This is a genomic window from Pseudomonas sp. WS 5079 (genome assembly GCF_012985465.1).
GTDB lineage: Bacteria > Pseudomonadota > Gammaproteobacteria > Pseudomonadales > Pseudomonadaceae > Aquipseudomonas.
Genome location: NZ_JAAQWN010000004.1, coordinates 255654 through 270363, shown reverse-complemented (window position 1 = coordinate 270363; position 14710 = coordinate 255654). Strand labels below are relative to the sequence as shown.

Annotated in this window: 13 protein-coding genes; 10 read left to right on the top strand and 3 right to left on the bottom strand. The window is 63.3% G+C overall.

The window, feature by feature from the left end; genetic code table 11:
• Window positions 1-9: 9 nt before the first annotated feature.
• The 6 genes from HBO05_RS12785 to HBO05_RS12760 all read left to right on the top strand — a co-directional run bounded on the left by HBO05_RS12785 (window position 10) and on the right by HBO05_RS12760 (window position 5957).
• Window positions 10-1677, top strand: coding sequence for an AMP-binding protein (locus tag HBO05_RS12785; RefSeq protein ID WP_169956806.1), 1668 nt, complete (start codon window positions 10-12; stop codon window positions 1675-1677).
• Window positions 1678-1707: 30 nt separating this feature from the next.
• Window positions 1708-2151 (top strand): hotdog fold thioesterase, encoded by a 444-nt coding sequence (locus HBO05_RS12780; protein WP_169956808.1) that lies wholly within the window; start codon window positions 1708-1710, stop codon window positions 2149-2151.
• 97 nt (window positions 2152-2248) lie between these two features.
• Window positions 2249-3052 carry an alpha/beta hydrolase gene (locus HBO05_RS12775; RefSeq protein ID WP_172312804.1) on the top strand — a complete coding sequence of 268 codons (804 nt, stop codon included), beginning with the start codon at window positions 2249-2251 and terminating at the stop codon, window positions 3050-3052.
• Window positions 3049-3903 carry an alpha/beta hydrolase gene (locus HBO05_RS12770; RefSeq protein WP_169956812.1) on the top strand — a complete coding sequence of 285 codons (855 nt, stop codon included), beginning with the start codon at window positions 3049-3051 and terminating at the stop codon, window positions 3901-3903. The genes HBO05_RS12775 and HBO05_RS12770 overlap by 4 nt, the downstream gene beginning before the upstream one ends.
• A 102-nt stretch (window positions 3904-4005) precedes the next feature.
• Window positions 4006-4824 (top strand): DUF4892 domain-containing protein, encoded by an 819-nt coding sequence (locus tag HBO05_RS12765; RefSeq protein ID WP_169956814.1) that lies wholly within the window; start codon window positions 4006-4008, stop codon window positions 4822-4824.
• 71 nt (window positions 4825-4895) lie between these two features.
• The gene (locus HBO05_RS12760) at window positions 4896-5957 is read left to right on the top strand and encodes an AI-2E family transporter (RefSeq protein WP_169956816.1); all 1062 of its coding nucleotides are present in this window, start codon (window positions 4896-4898) and stop codon (window positions 5955-5957) included.
• A 28-nt stretch (window positions 5958-5985) separates the two neighbouring features.
• On the opposite strand, the gene HBO05_RS12755 is transcribed toward HBO05_RS12760, so the two are convergent.
• The gene (locus HBO05_RS12755) at window positions 5986-7026 is read right to left on the bottom strand and encodes an ATP-binding protein (protein ID WP_172312802.1); all 1041 of its coding nucleotides are present in this window, start codon (window positions 7024-7026) and stop codon (window positions 5986-5988) included.
• On the bottom strand, window positions 7026-7775 hold the full coding sequence (locus tag HBO05_RS12750; RefSeq protein ID WP_169956845.1) for a response regulator: 750 nt from the start codon (window positions 7773-7775) through the stop codon (window positions 7026-7028). The genes HBO05_RS12755 and HBO05_RS12750 overlap by 1 nt, the downstream gene beginning before the upstream one ends.
• A 266-nt stretch (window positions 7776-8041) precedes the next feature.
• Here HBO05_RS12750 and pyrF point away from each other — a divergent pair, with 266 nt between their 5' ends.
• Complete coding sequence (gene pyrF, locus HBO05_RS12745; protein ID WP_029292743.1) at window positions 8042-8740, top strand: orotidine-5'-phosphate decarboxylase; 699 nt, start codon at window positions 8042-8044, stop codon at window positions 8738-8740.
• A 157-nt stretch (window positions 8741-8897) separates the two neighbouring features.
• Here pyrF and HBO05_RS12740 read toward each other — a convergent pair whose 3' ends face one another.
• Window positions 8898-9905 carry an NADP-dependent oxidoreductase gene (locus tag HBO05_RS12740; RefSeq protein ID WP_172312800.1) on the bottom strand — a complete coding sequence of 336 codons (1008 nt, stop codon included), beginning with the start codon at window positions 9903-9905 and terminating at the stop codon, window positions 8898-8900.
• Window positions 9906-10131: 226 nt separating this feature from the next.
• Here HBO05_RS12740 and HBO05_RS12735 point away from each other — a divergent pair, with 226 nt between their 5' ends.
• From HBO05_RS12735 to HBO05_RS12725, 3 genes are all read left to right on the top strand, one after another.
• Window positions 10132-10893 carry an SDR family oxidoreductase gene (locus tag HBO05_RS12735; RefSeq protein WP_170056988.1) on the top strand — a complete coding sequence of 254 codons (762 nt, stop codon included), beginning with the start codon at window positions 10132-10134 and terminating at the stop codon, window positions 10891-10893.
• Window positions 10894-11098: 205 nt separating this feature from the next.
• Window positions 11099-12523: a PLP-dependent aminotransferase family protein gene (locus tag HBO05_RS12730; RefSeq protein WP_170056989.1), complete on the top strand. Its 1425-nt coding sequence runs from the start codon at window positions 11099-11101 to the stop codon at window positions 12521-12523.
• 114 nt (window positions 12524-12637) lie between these two features.
• Window positions 12638-14578 carry a methyl-accepting chemotaxis protein gene (locus HBO05_RS12725; RefSeq protein ID WP_172312798.1) on the top strand — a complete coding sequence of 647 codons (1941 nt, stop codon included), beginning with the start codon at window positions 12638-12640 and terminating at the stop codon, window positions 14576-14578.
• Window positions 14579-14710 lie beyond the last annotated feature (132 nt).

Below are 14710 nucleotides of genomic sequence, written 5' to 3'. Positions count from 1 at the left end.
GCGCGTCCCATGTCTGTCGCTTTTCGTTTGCCGCTGCAGGTCTTCTTTGAACGTGAGGCGCGCCATCCGCGCCAGCGCTTTCTGGTCCAGCCCCTGGGCGGCGGCGAGGTGCAGACGCTCACCTGGGGCGAAGCCGGTCACCAGGCCCGTTGTGCCGCCCATTGGCTGCGCGCGCGGGAGCTGCCCCAGGGCTCGCACATTGCCCTGATCTCGAAAAACTGCGCGCACTGGATCATCGCCGACCTGGCGATCTGGATGGCCGGGCATGTCTCGGTCCCGCTGTATCCCAACCTCACCGCCGATTCCGTGGCCCATGTGCTGGAGCACTCCGAGGCCGCGTTGGCGTTTATCGGCAAGCTTGACGACTGGCCAGCCATGGCCCCAGGCATCAAGGCCGGGCTTGCGACCATCAGCCTGCCGCTGTGCCCCGAAGGTGAGTTCGACTTCACCTGGGCCGACCTGCAAGCCTGCTCGCCGATCCAGGATGACCCCGCGCCTGCGGCCACGGACCTGGCCACCATCATTTACACCTCCGGCACCACTGGCCTGCCCAAGGGCGTAATGCATACCTTCGGCGGCCTGGCGTTCGCGGCGACCCGGGGTACCGAGCTGTTCGGCCTGGGGGAGGGCGATCGCCTGCTGTCTTACCTGCCGCTGTGCCATGTGGCCGAGCGCATGTTTGTCGAGATGGCGGCGATCTACACCGGGCAAACGGTGTTTTTTGCCGAAAGCCTCGACACCTTCCTCACCGACCTGCAACGCGCCCGGCCCACGGCCCTGTTCGGCGTGCCGCGGATCTGGACCAAATTCCAGATGGGGGTGTACGGCAAAATCCCGGAAAAACGCCTGGACCTGCTGCTGCGCCTGCCATTTATCGGCAAGCGTGTAGGCCACAAGGTCCTTGCCGGCCTGGGGCTGGACGCGGTCCGGGTGGCCCTGTCCGGTGCCGCGCCGGTGCCCGAGGCGCTGCTGCGCTGGTACCAGCGCCTGGGCCTGGACGTGCTGGAGGTGTATGGCATGACCGAAAGTTGTGGTTACTCTCACGTCTGTCGCCCGGGCCAGCAGAAGATCGGCTGGATCGGCCTGCCGTGCCCGGACGTGGAGGTGCGCATCGATCCGGCTGGCGAAGTCCAGGTACGCAGCGGCGCGACCATGCTCGGCTACTTCAAGGACCCGCAGAAGACCGCCGAGACCCTCACCGAGGACGGCTTCCTGCGTACCGGCGACAAGGGCGAGCAGGATGCCGAAGGCCGCTTGCGCCTGACCGGGCGCCTCAAGGAAATCTTCAAGACCAGCAAGGGCAAGTACGTGGCCCCGGCGCCCATCGAAAACCGCCTGGCGGAGCACGGGCGCATCGAGCAGGTGTGCGTGGTCGGCGATGGCCTGAGCGCGCCGATGGGCTTGTGCGTGCTGTCTGCGGTGGGCCTGCAAGAGGCGGCCAGCGAGGCCCGGCAATCCTTGCACGGCAGCCTGGAGCGCCTGCTGGAGGAGGTCAACCAGGTGCTGGATAAACATGAGCGCTTGCGTCAACTGGTGGTGGTGAAAGACAGTTGGGCCGTGGAAAACGGCTTTCTGACGCCGACCCTGAAGATCAAGCGCAACGTGATCGAGTCAACCTACGGTCCACAGTTCCAGGCCTGGAGCGCGCGCTCCGAGGCGGTGCTGTGGCAGGATTGAGCATTCAATAAAATCAATAAGGACACTGCAATGAGCCTGTGGCGCACCCTTCCCAATATCGAGCAACTCAATGCCATCCAGAAAAACACCATTGGTGAAGTACTGGACATCCGTTTCGAACGCTTCGACGACGAGTCCCTGACCGCCAGCATGGTGATCGACCACCGCACCCATCAACCCTATGGCCTGCTGCACGGTGGGGCCTCGGTGGTGTTGGCCGAAACGGTCGGCTCCATGGCCAGCTATTTGTGCATCGACGCCAGCAAGTTCTACTGCGTGGGCCTTGAGATCAACGCCAATCACCTGCGCGGCCTGCGGTCCGGGCGGGTGACGGCGGTGGCCCGGGCGATCCATATCGGGCGCACCACCCATGTCTGGGATATTCGCCTGACCAGTGACGAGGGCAAGGCCAGTTGCGTGTCGCGCCTGACCATGGCGGTGGTGCCGCTGGGCGAGAACCCGCCAGCGCGATAGGCGTGGCGTGAGTGTCATCATTCCTGGCAGTTACAGTCATTGCTGTAGCGACCGGGGGTGGGGACAATCGATTTCTGTTTTTGAAGATGGGCAGGCTATGTCGCAACATGTGTTTTTCACCCATGCCAATGGCTTCCCTTCGGCGACCTACGGCAAATTGTTCGAGGCCCTGGCGCCGGAGTACGCAGTGGCGCACCTGTCGCAGCACGGCCACGATCCGCGGTTTCCGGTGGATGACAACTGGCAGAACCTGGTGGACGAATTGATCCACCACCTGGAACAGCAACCGGGGCCGGTGTGGGGCGTCGGCCATTCACTGGGCGGGGTGTTGCATTTGCACGCGGCCTTGCGCTGCCCGCAGTTGTATCGCGGGGTGGTGATGCTCGACTCGCCGGTGCTGACCCTGGCCGACCGCTGGGTGATCCGTGCGGCCAAGCGTTTTGGCCTGATCGACCGCCTGACCCCGGCTGGCCGCACCCTGGGCCGGCGCGAAGAGTTCGCCGATCTGGAGGCCGCGCGCCAGTATTTTTCCGGCAAGACGTTGTTCCGCGGGTTTGACCCGGATTGCCTGGAGGCCTATCTGCAACACGGTTTGCACCAGGTCGGCGATCGCCTGCGCCTGCGGTTCGACCCGGCCACGGAAATCAGCATCTACCGCGGCGTGCCACACACCAGCCCTGGCCAGACTCGCCAATTGAAAGTGCCACTGGCCGTGGTACGCGGCCGGCAGAGCCGGGTGGTGATGCGCCATCACGCCAGCGGCGTCGCGCGCCTGCCCATGGGCGAGATGCTGACCATGCCCGGCGGCCACATGTTTCCCCTGGAGCGCCCGCAGGATACGGCGACCTTGATCAAGAACCTGTTCACCCGTTGGCAAGCCCGCGAGCGCAGCTGCGCATGACCGTGCCTGTCGAAGAAGTGCGCCTGAGCCTGCCGCATATCGAGCTGGCGGCCCATCTGTTCGGCCCGCAAGACGGCCTGCCGGTGATCGCCCTGCATGGCTGGCTGGACAACGCCAACAGCTTCGCGCGCCTGGCACCCAAGCTGCACGGCTTGCGTATTGTCGCCCTGGACATGGCCGGCCACGGCCACTCGTCCCATCGCCCGGCCGGTGCAGGTTATGCGCTGTGGGATTACGTGTTCGATGTACTGCAAGTGGCCGAACAACTGGGCTGGAAACGTTTTGCATTACTTGGCCACTCCCTCGGTGCGGTTGTTTCCACCGTACTGGCCGGGGCCATGCCGGAGCGCGTGACGCATTTGGCATTGATCGACGGCGTGATCCCGCCGACCGCCACCGGCGAGAACGCCGCCGAGCGCCTGGGCATGGCCTTGCAGGCGCAAATCAACCTGCAAGACAAGCGCAAGCCGGTGTATGGCAGCCTCGACCGGGCGGTGGAGGCGCGGATGAAAGGTGTGGTCGCCGTCAGCCGTGAAGCCGCGGAACTCCTGGCCCAGCGCGGCTTGATGCCGGTGCCGGGCGGCTACACCTGGCGCAGCGACAGCCGCCTGACCCTGGCCTCGCCGATGCGCCTGACGGAAGAACAGGCCATGGCCTTCGTGCGCCGGGTAGCTTGCCCTACGCAGTTGGTGGTCGCACAAGAGGGCATGCTGGCCAAGCATCCCGAGCTGCTTTCGCAGCTGCCGTTCACCGTGACGACCCTTGCAGGTGGCCATCATTTGCACCTGAATGACGAGCCGGGGGCCGCTCTTGTTGCAGACTGTTTCAATCGGTTCTTCACCGCGCCTTGACTTGGCGGGGGCAACTGTCGAGGCTGGGCGGATTGAAAGGGAGTCAACCATGAACAATCCGAATACCGCGAAGGCATCCACCGGCCCAGGCGCACCGATCCGATGAGTAGTGCCAAGGGAATTATCCGTGTGCTTGGGCTGTGCTGCGTCAGCCCGTTGGTTTTCGCTGCTGATCTACCGGGAAGCCAGGATCTGCCCAGCGTGGCCCGTCAGGTGGATGCGCAGATTGTCGACTACCGTCCCGCCGAAGAAAAAGAACGCATTTACCCGATGGGCGCGATCCGCAAGATCAGCGGCCAGTTACGTTACGAAGGCCAGGCCACGGCGCGTGGTCAAGTGACCGCCATCACCTATGAACTGCCCGCCGAGCACAGTTCCAGCGCGGCCTTCAAATCCACGCGCGAGGCCTTGCAAGAGCAGGGCGCACAGTTGCTGTTCTGGTGCCAGGCCCGCGATTGTGGCGAAAGCAGCCTGTGGGCCAACGAGGTCCTGGGCAATGCCAAGCTGGTGGGTGCCGATGGCCAGCAGGAATTCCTCTTGCTGCGCCTGGCCGCCCCCCAGGACAACTCCCTGGTGGCGCTGTACGGCATCACTCGCGGCAATCGCCGGGCGTACCTGCATGTGGAGCAAATGGACGCCAGCGCGCCCTTGGGGCAGTTGCTGCCAACCTCGGCCACGTTGTTGCGCGAACTGAAAAGCACCGACGAGCTGGATTTCCCCTCGCTGGGGGCTGAGCCCGACGCCACGTGGCTGACCCTGATTTCCCGTGGATTGAACCTCGATACCACCTTGCGGGTCAGTTTGAGCGGGCCCAACGCCGAAGCCTGGCGCCAGGGCCTGATCGACAAGGGCGTACGCGCGGCGCGGTTGGAAACCGCCACTAGCGAGGCCAAGGGCCTGCATCTGCAAGTGATCCGCTGATCGTTCCAGGGCGAACGGACCCGTGCCGTTCGCCTAAGCTCTTCCTCTACAGACTTTTTTCGAGAAACCACATGCTCAACAATGATCGCCTGCTGGTGCAGATCCTGCTCCTGGTGCTGTTTGGTGCCAGTTTCTGGGTGATGGCGCCGTTCTGGTCGGCGCTGTTCTGGGGCGCGGTGCTGGCGTTTGCCAGTTGGCCGCTGATGCGCCTGTTGACCCGCGCCCTGGGTGGCCGCGAGTCCCTGGCCGCCGGGATCCTGACCCTGGGCTGGATGCTGCTGGTGGCGGTGCCGCTGGTGTGGCTGGGCTTCAACCTGGCCGACCACGTGCGCGACGCCGTGGCGCTGATCAAGGACGTCCAGGTCGACGGCCTACCCGAGGCGCCCACCTGGCTGGGCTCCATCCCGTTTGTGGGAGAGCGGCTGGTGGGCATGTGGGACAGCATCGACCAACAGGGCGCAGCCTTGATGGTCACGATCAAGCCGTACCTGGGGCAGGTCGGCAACTGGCTGCTGGCCCGTAGCGCGCAGATCGGCGGCGGCATTCTGGAGCTGACCCTGAGCCTGGTGTTTGTGTTCTTTTTCTACCGCGACGGGCCGCGCCTGGCGATGTTCGTCCACCGTTTGCTGGAACGCTTGATCGGTGAGCGTGCCGGGTACTACATCGACCTGGTCGCCGGTACCGTACAGCGGGTGGTCAACGGCGTGATCGGCACCGCCGCCGCCCAGGCACTGCTGGCACTGATCGGCTTCCTGATCGCCGGCGTGCCGGGGGCACTGGTGCTGGGCATCGTCACCTTCCTGCTGAGCCTGATCCCCATGGGCCCGCCGCTGGTCTGGATCCCGGCCACGGCCTGGCTGGTATGGAAGGGCGATTACACCTATGCGGTGTTCCTTGGCGTCTGGGGCACATTCATCATCAGCGGCGTGGACAACGTGCTCAAGCCGTACCTGATCAGCCGCGGCGGCAACCTGCCGCTGGTGATTGTGCTGCTGGGGGTATTTGGTGGCTTGATCGCGTTTGGCTTTATCGGCTTGTTTATCGGGCCGACCTTGCTGGCAGTGGCGTATAGCCTGTTGACGGATTGGAGCGCCAGCCAGGCGCAGGTTCGTCGCGAGGACAAGACAAACTGATCTCTGCTAGGAGCCGGCAGGCCGGCTCCTACAGGGGTTCGTTTCTGGGTAGCCACATTTTTGCCGTCAACCCACCGCCTGGTGTTTCCTCCAGGCTCAATCTACCCCCCAACCGCTCTACCGCCTCCTTGGCGATGGTCATCCCCAGCCCCACGCCCCCGGAATTACGGTTGCGCGAGCCTTCCAGCCGAAAAAACGCTTCGAACACCGCTTCCCGCTGCTCGGCGGCAATCCCTGGCCCGTGGTCGATCACCCGAATCACCAGCGCCTGGGGGCTATCCTGCAGTTCAATGCGCGCCGTACCGGCATAGCGCAGGGCGTTGTCGATCAGGTTGTTCAGGCACGAGCGCAAGGCCATGGGTTGCACTTGCAGCGGGGCGCTTTGGCCCAGGCACTGCACGTCTGCGCCCTGGTCCTGGGCGTTTTCGCTCAAAGATTGCACCAGTGCCTGCACGTCCAGCCACTGTCGGCTTTCGCCGGTGCGTTGTTCGTGCAGGTAGCTCAAGGTGGCGTCGAGCATGCCGATCATGTCGTCCAGATCGTGGCGCATCTGGCCCTGCAAGCGCATATCGTCGATCTGCTCCAGGCGCAGCTTGAGCCGCGACAGCGGGGTGCGCAGGTCGTGGGACACTGCGCCGAGCATGCGCGCGCGCTGGCTGACTTGTTCGCGGATGCGTCGTTGCATCAGGTTGAAGGTCGAGGCAGCCTGGCGGGCTTCGCGCGGGCCGGATTCGTCCAGGGGCGGGCTGTCCAGGTCCAGGCTCAGGCGCTCGGCCGCCGCGCTCAAGCGCTGGATCGGGCGGCTGAGCAGCTTGGCGCCGAACCACGCGGCGATGATCAGCGAGATACATTGGAAGGACAGCAGCACCACCGCGCCTCTGAGTCTGGGACGGCTCTGTATCTGGGGCTCCAAGGTACCGTCCGCTTGTTCGACCAGCGTTGTGACAGGCGGTGGTGGCGGCGGGCCGTAATGCTGGAACCAAAGGATCGCCAGCACATGGGCCAGCACAATGCCCACCAGCAACACCCCGAACAGGCGGCCAAACAACGTGTTGAAGGCGTTGCGCATCAGCCAATGTCTCGCGCGTCGAACAGGTAGCCTTCACCGCGCACGGTCTTGATCAGTTGCGGGGCCTTGGGGTCGTCCCCCAGTTTCTGGCGCAGGCGCGAGACCAGCAGGTCGATGCTGCGGTCAAAGGCTTCGATCGAGCGCCCACGGGCGGCATCCAGCAACTGTTCGCGGCTGAGCACCCGGCGCGGACGTTCGATAAATACCCACAGCAAACGGAATTCGGCGTTGGACAGCGGCACCACCAGGCCGTTGTCGGCCACCAGTTGGCGCAGCACGCTGTTGAGGCGCCAGTTATCGAAGCGGATGTTGGTCCGCTGCTCGGTGCGCTCATCACGAACCCTGCGCAGGATGGTCTGGATCCGCGCCACCAGTTCCCGGGGTTCAAACGGCTTGGACATATAGTCGTCAGCCCCCAGTTCCAGGCCGATAATGCGGTCGGTGGGTTCGCAGCGGGCGGTCAGCATCAGGATCGGGATATCCGATTCGGCCCGCAGCCAGCGGCAAATCGACAAACCGTCTTCGCCCGGCAGCATCAGGTCGAGCACCACCACATCAAAGGTCTCGGCCAGCATGGCCTGGCGCATGGCGGCGCCATCGGTCACGCCGCTGGCGAGGATGTTGAAGCGGGCCAGGTAATCGATCAGCAGTTCGCGGATCGGCACATCGTCGTCGACGATCAGCGCGCGGGTGTTCCAGCGCTTGTCCTCGGTGGCGGGCTCGTGGTTCAGGGCGCAAGGGGTATGCATGGTGCGATCATCTGCCTGGTTGACCGTCGGCCCAGGGGCGGCGACGGGGTAGGTGCGTTGAGCGTAGGCGCCGTGTCGGGGCATGCGGGCGAGGCTACTGGCGGGGCATGTTGCAGGCGTGTCGTGAATGTATCGACTTTGAAATATTAGCCGCTTCTCCCAGAAAAGTAGGCAGTCGGCGAGGATTTACCGATCATCGGATCCCGCAAAGCCGCTGCTTGCGCTACAATCCGCGCCGATTTCGACTTGCCTGAGAGCCCATTCCAATGTCCGTCTGCCAGACTCCTATCATCGTCGCCCTGGATTACCCCACTCGTGACGCCGCACTGAAGCTGGCTGACCAGTTGGACCCCAAGCTCTGCCGGGTCAAGGTCGGCAAGGAATTGTTCACCAGTTGCGCCGCAGAAATCGTCGGCACCCTGCGGGACAAAGGTTTTGAGGTGTTCCTCGACCTGAAATTCCACGATATCCCCAACACCACCGCAATGGCGGTCAAGGCCGCTGCCGAGATGGGCGTGTGGATGGTCAACGTTCACTGTTCCGGCGGCCTGCGCATGATGGCCGCGTGCCGTGAGGTGCTGGAGCAACGCAGCGGTCCCAAGCCGCTGCTGATCGGTGTAACCGTGCTGACCAGCATGGAGCGTGAAGACCTGGCCGGTATCGGCCTGGATATCGAGCCCCAGGAGCAAGTGCTGCGCCTGGCGGCCCTGGCGCAGAAGGCCGGCCTTGATGGCCTGGTCTGTTCCGCGCTGGAAGCCCAGGCGTTGAAGGCCGCCCATCCGGCGTTGCAGTTGGTGACTCCGGGGATTCGCCCGGCGGGCAGCGCCCAGGACGACCAGCGCCGCATCCTTACCCCGCGCCAGGCGCTGGATGCGGGTTCTGATTACCTGGTGATTGGTCGCCCGATCAGCCAGGCGGCTGATCCGGCCAAGGCCCTGGCGGCGGTGGTTGCTGAAATCGCCTGATGCCTTTGCGCTAAAAATGTGGGAGCTGGCTTGCCAGCGATGCAGGCACCTCGGTTTTTCAGTCAGTCCGAGGTGATGCTATCGCAGGCAAGCCAGCTCCTACATTTGCTTATGGTGTGTCGGCTGGCACCCAATCCCACAAGGGCTCTGTGGGGTGTCAGTTGACCTTGAGCACCAACTTGCCAAAGTTCTCGCCGTTGAACAGCTTCATCAGCGTCTCCGGGAATGTCTCCAGCCCCTCGACAATATCTTCCTTGCTCTTGAGCTTGCCCTGCGCCATCCAGCCAGCCATTTCCTGGCCGGCGGCGGCAAAGTTCGCCGCGTGGTCCATCACCACAAACCCTTCCATGCGCGCCCGATTGACCAGCAGCGACAAGTAGTTGGCCGGACCCTTCACGGCTTCCTTGTTGTTGTACTGGCTGATGGCACCGCAGATCACTACCCGCGCCTTCAGCGCGAGGCGGCTGAGCACGGCATCGAGGATATCGCCGCCCACGTTGTCGAAATACACGTCCACGCCTTTCGGGCATTCGCGCTTGAGGGCCGCCGGCACGTCTTCGTGCTTGTAGTCGATGGCCGCATCGAACCCCAGTTCATCCAGCAAGAACTTGCACTTGTCGGCGCCGCCGGCAATCCCGACCACGCGGCATCCCTTGATTTTGGCGATCTGCCCGGCAATGCTGCCTACCGCCCCGGCGGCGCCGGAAATCACCACGGTGTCGCCGGCCTTAGGCATGCCGGTGTCGAGCAGGGCGAAGTAGGCGGTCATGCCGGTCATGCCCAGCGCCGACAGATAGCGCGGCAACGGCGCCAGTTTCGGGTCGACCTTGTAGAAACCTCGCGGCTCGCCGAGGAAGTAATCCTGCACGCCCAGGGCGCCATTCACATAATCGCCTACGGCGAATTTCGGGGTGTTCGAGGCGATGACCTGGCCTACGCCCAGGGCGCGCATGACTTCACCGATGCCTACCGGCGGGATGTAGGACTTGCCTTCATTCATCCAGCCACGCATGGCCGGGTCGAGGGACAGGTACTCATTACGCACCAGTACCTGGCCGTCCGCCAGGTTGCCCACTGGCACTTCCTGATAGGTAAAGGTGTCCCGCGTGGCCGCGCCGACCGGGCGTTTGGCAAGCAGGAATTGGCGGTTGGTCTGGGCAGTCATGGCAGGGACTCTGGGTAAATGAACCTCAAGTGATAGACCTTCCAGGCGCCAGGAGCAAGTTCGGCCGATGCCTGCGAATGCCCGTCGATAGGCTGGCCTGATAGTGGGCACGGCACACTTATCACTGCCACGCATGGGCGTTCAACCGGCCTTCTGATAGTGCTGACGCGCGGCGCCGGGCACTGGCTATGCTGGGCGAACGGTTATTCATCCAAGGATAAAAGCTATGAGCATGACGTTTTCCGGCCAGGTCGCCCTGGTCACTGGTGCCGCCAACGGCATTGGCCGCGCCACGGCACTGGCATTTGCCGAGGAAGGCTTGAAGGTGGTGGTCGCCGACCTGGATGTGACGGGCGGCGAGGGCACGGTCGCGCTGATCCGCGAGGTGGGCGGTGAGGCGGTGTTCGTGCGCTGCAACGTCACCCTGGAGGCGGACGTAAAGAACCTGATGCAGCAGGTGTTGAACAGTTATGGCCGCCTGGACTATGCGTTCAACAATGCCGGCATCGAAATCGAACAAGGCAAGTTGGCCGACGGCACCCTGGATGAGTTCGACGCGATCATGGGCGTCAACGTCAAGGGCGTGTGGTTGTGCATGAAGTACCAGTTGCCGTTGCTGCTGGCCCAGGGCGGCGGCGCGATCGTCAATACCGCGTCGGTGGCCGGGTTGGGGGCTGCGCCGAAGATGAGTATTTATGCGGCGTCCAAGCATGCGGTGATTGGCCTGACCAAGTCGGCGGCCATCGAGTACGCGAAAAAGAAAATCCGCGTCAACGCCGTGTGCCCGGCGGTGATCGATACCGACATGTTCCGCCGCGCCTATGAAGCCGATCCGCGCAAGGCCGAATTTGCCGCCGCCATGCACCCGGTCGGGCGTATTGGTACGGTCGGGGAAATCGCCAGTGCGGTCCTGTATTTGTGCAGCGATGGTGCGGCGTTCACCACCGGACATGCATTGGCGGTGGATGGTGGGGCGACCGCTATTTAGGACCTGCTGCCGTGCACCACTGGGAAAGTGATTTGAGGCGCTGTGGGGCGTTTCCGCAGGTGGCAAGATGCCTTGGTTTATTGTGTTTCAATAGGTAAATAATTCAATAAAATCAATGATTTAATAAATTTATGAGCAGGGTGATCCGGACCTTCTGTGCTTAACTGTTTTGAGTTAAAAGCCAAACAGTTGAAGGGGGTGGCTCATGGATTTAGGGATCAATCGACAAGCCCTTGTACCGGTGGTTCAGCAAATTGTCAGCGCCATTGCCGCATGGATCCGAGAGAGCGGGGTCAGCCCTGGAACGCGCCTGCCGTCCATCCGGCAACTGGCTCATGACAACCTGCTCAGTCAATCCAATGTGATCGAGGCCCTGGAGCGCATGGTGGCCGAAGGGGTGTTGGCCTCAAGGGCCGGCTCGGGGTTTGTTATCGCCGAACAGCCTGTGGCCAGCAGTCCACTGGCAGAGTGCCAGTGGTACGAGGGCGCGGAGCGCAGGTGGGGAGCCTTTACCGATAACCAGTTGGGCGAATTGAAGCTGGGGTGCGGCTGGCTGCCGGACTCCTGGCGTGAAAGTGATGACATCAGCTACGCGATTCGCGAAATCAGCCGTACCGATACCGCAGGGGTTTTCAACTACAGCACGCCCCTGGGGTTGCCGGTGTTGCGTGAGCAATTGCACAAGCGCCTGACGCAGATCCAGGTGGCCAGCAGTACCGAGCGCATTCTCACCACCCATGGTGCCAGCCATGCCCAGGACCTGCTGATCCGCACCTTGCTCAAGGCCGGCGATACGGTGGTAGTTGAGACCCCTGGCTACGGCAACCTTTATCGTCAGTTGGCCTTCCACGGTGTCAAGTTGCTGGAGGTCCCCAGGACCCGCAGTGGCCCGGACATCCAGGCCCTGGAAGCGCTGCTGGCCAGCCACCGCCCCAAGTGCCTGTTCATCAACAGCCTCTACCACAACCCGACCGGTAGTAGCCTCTCGCGGACAGTGGCCGAGCGCCTGCTGCACCTGGCCCACGCCCGGGACTTCCTGATTGTCGAGGAGGATGTCTACGGCGACCTGCAACATGCTTCCTGTATCCGGCTGGCGGCATTGGCCCATGGTGATCGGGTCATCTATGTCTCGAGTTTTTCCAAGACCCTGAGCAGCGCCCTGCGAGTCGGCTATCTCACTGCCAGCACGGCCTTGATCGGCCAAGTGCTCAAGCTCAAGACCCTGACGGGCCTGGGCACCTCGCGCTTCGCCGAAGCGATGGTGGCGAGCCTGCTGGCCAACGGCACCTACCGCAAATGGGTGCAACGCCTGCGCCGTCGCTTGAGCACGGAGATGGCGAAGACGTTGCAGGTGCTGGAGGACGAAGAGTGGGAGGTGTTTGCGGTACCTGCAGGTGGCATGTTTGTGTGGGCGCGCCCCGGCGCAGTGGATGGCACGAGGTTGCATGCCAGGGCGCGGCAGCTTGGGGTCCTGCTGTCTTCCGGGGAGTTGTTCAGCCCGACCGGCGAGCACGCCGATTGGCTACGGATCAACGTGGCCTATGCCTGTGATCACCGGGCCCTGGCGTTGTTCAAGGCGATGGGGCCTGCAGGATCGACCTCCACCATTCTGAAAACGACGGGTATGTAGCTTTTTGCCATTATTGTGGCGCCAACGTCTTGTGTTGCCGGGGCCGGGGTTGCGAATCTCGTTGCATGGATACCGGGCTTGCTGGCATTCGCCACGCCAAGAGGATTTTGCGCAATGATTTGGGCCGTGCAACGACGATTTGCCAACCTTGGGCTGGCCAGGAAACTGGGGCTGGGGTTTGCCCTGGTATTGCTACTGACGGCCCTGGTGGCGGCGATTGGCGTGTGGTCCCTGCAAACCGTTGGCCAGCGTTTTGTGGGGCTCAAGGGCATGTCTTCGCTCAATGAAGGGCTGCTGAACGTGCGCCTGATCGAGCAGGAGTATGCGTTGCGCACCGACGCCAAGTCGGTCGAGGCCCTGCACCAGCGGGTCGATAGCCTGTTGGCCGAGGCGCTGGCGCTGAACATGAGCGAGGTCGGGCAGGCCCTGGGCGCTTATCGCAAGGCGTTTGACGAGTTTGTCGAGCTGACCCAGGCCAAGGATCTGGCGCTGGAAATGGCCAGTTGGTCGGTGTCCAGCGTGGCCAACAACCTTGATGTATTGCAGGCCGGCCTGGCCGACGACGGGGCCTATGGCCTCAAGGAAAGCCAGGGCAGGGAGGGCGCCGAGTTTATCGAGCAGGCCGGCCAGGTGGCGCAGGTCTCGCGCCTGATGTTGCAGGCCATGAACGAAGCGCGGGTGCGTCTGGATCAAAGCCGCAAGGGTGATGAGGACAGTGCCGGGCAAGGCCGCATCGAACAGGCTGACCAGGCCCTGGCCCAGGCCGAACAACTGAAGACCCTGGTCAAGGACCCCGGCTATCAGACGGTGCTTAATGAAGTGGTCGGGCACATCGGCGCCTTCAGCGAAAAACTCACCGAATACACCGGCCTGTTGGCCCAGGAAAAGATCGTCTACCAGAAGTTGCATGAGCGGGCGGCGCAGGTGGTGGCGCAGGTCAACCAGGCCTATGCCGCCCAGGACCAGTCGATGCAGGCGCAGTTGGCCAAGAGCAGCTTGCTGATCATTGTTTCGTCGGCCCTGGCCTTGTTGGTGGGGGTGATTGCGGCGTGGCTGATTACCCGGTTGATCGTGCTGCCGCTGCGCAGCGTGATTGGCGTGGCCCGGCAGATTGCCGCCGGGGATCTCAGCGGGCGCATGGAGGTGAGCCGACAGGACGAAATGGGTCAGTTGATGCAGGCGATGCAGCAGATGGGCGGGGGCCTGAGCAGCATGGTCAGCGGGTTGCAGGCGGGCATTGCGCAATTGGCCAGCTCGGCTCAGTCGTTGTCCAGCGTGACCGAGCAGACCAATCTCGAAGTCAGCAACCAGAAAGAAGAAACCGAGCAAGTCGCCACCGCCATGAACCAGATGGCCGCCACGGTGCATGATGTGGCGCGCAATGCCGAGCAGGCCGCCCAAGCGGCGCAAACCGCCGACGACAAGGTCGACAGCGGCCAACAGGTGGTGCGCCAGAGCTTGCAGCGCATCGAGTTGCTGGCCAGTTCGGCGACATCCGCCAGTACCAGCATCGAGAGCCTGAGCGCGGAAATCCAGAACATTGGCAGCGTGCTGGAGGTGATCAAAAGCGTGGCCGAGCAGACCAACCTGCTGGCACTCAACGCGGCCATCGAGGCGGCACGCGCCGGCGAGCAAGGGCGCGGCTTCGCGGTGGTCGCCGATGAAGTGCGGGCCCTGGCCCGGCGCACCCAGCAATCGACGGAAGAAATCGAACGTCTGGTCAGCACCCTGCGCAGTGCAGCGCAGTCCTCGGTGCGGGATATCCAGCACAGTGGCGAGCTGGTGAAACTGGCCGTCAGCGATGCCCTGGAAACCGAAAGCGCCTTGGGCAGCATTGCGGCGGCGGTCTCGCTCATCCAGCAGATGAACCAGCAGATCGCGGCGGCCGCCGAACAGCAGAGCTCAGTGGCCGAAGAGATCAACCGTAGCGTCACCAGCATCCGCGCCAGTGCCGATCAGTCGGCGCTGAGCATGCAGGGTAACGCCGCGTCGAGCATCGAGTTGGCGCAACTGGGGGCGGAACTCAAGGGGATGGTGGGGCATTTCCGGCTGTAATCATATTCAGGACCGGAACGAGTTCCCTGTGGGAGCTGACACCCTGAGGTGTACATCGCGGGCAAGCCCGCTCCCACAGGGGAATGTAGCTGCGTGCCTCGGCATCTCATCCATGTTGGAGATACGCAAGGT

Bases quoted from the DNA above. Each gene is read 5' to 3' on its own strand.
- HBO05_RS12780 (WP_169956808.1), top strand. From the start codon at position 1,708: ATGAGCCTGTGGCGCACCCTTCCCAATATCGAGCAACTCAATGCCATC.
- HBO05_RS12760 (WP_169956816.1), top strand. From the start codon at position 4,896: ATGCTCAACAATGATCGCCTGCTGGTGCAGATCCTGCTCCTGGTGCTG.
- HBO05_RS12785 (WP_169956806.1), top strand. From the start codon at position 10: ATGTCTGTCGCTTTTCGTTTGCCGCTGCAGGTCTTCTTTGAACGTGAG.
- pyrF (WP_029292743.1), top strand. From the start codon at position 8,042: ATGTCCGTCTGCCAGACTCCTATCATCGTCGCCCTGGATTACCCCACT.
- HBO05_RS12740 (WP_172312800.1), bottom strand. From the start codon at position 9,905: ATGACTGCCCAGACCAACCGCCAATTCCTGCTTGCCAAACGCCCGGTC.
- HBO05_RS12775 (WP_172312804.1), top strand. From the start codon at position 2,249: ATGTCGCAACATGTGTTTTTCACCCATGCCAATGGCTTCCCTTCGGCG.
- HBO05_RS12755 (WP_172312802.1), bottom strand. From the start codon at position 7,026: ATGCGCAACGCCTTCAACACGTTGTTTGGCCGCCTGTTCGGGGTGTTG.
- HBO05_RS12770 (WP_169956812.1), top strand. From the start codon at position 3,049: ATGACCGTGCCTGTCGAAGAAGTGCGCCTGAGCCTGCCGCATATCGAG.
- HBO05_RS12765 (WP_169956814.1), top strand. From the start codon at position 4,006: ATGAGTAGTGCCAAGGGAATTATCCGTGTGCTTGGGCTGTGCTGCGTC.
- HBO05_RS12735 (WP_170056988.1), top strand. From the start codon at position 10,132: ATGAGCATGACGTTTTCCGGCCAGGTCGCCCTGGTCACTGGTGCCGCC.
- HBO05_RS12730 (WP_170056989.1), top strand. From the start codon at position 11,099: ATGGATTTAGGGATCAATCGACAAGCCCTTGTACCGGTGGTTCAGCAA.
- HBO05_RS12750 (WP_169956845.1), bottom strand. From the start codon at position 7,775: ATGCATACCCCTTGCGCCCTGAACCACGAGCCCGCCACCGAGGACAAG.
- HBO05_RS12725 (WP_172312798.1), top strand. From the start codon at position 12,638: ATGATTTGGGCCGTGCAACGACGATTTGCCAACCTTGGGCTGGCCAGG.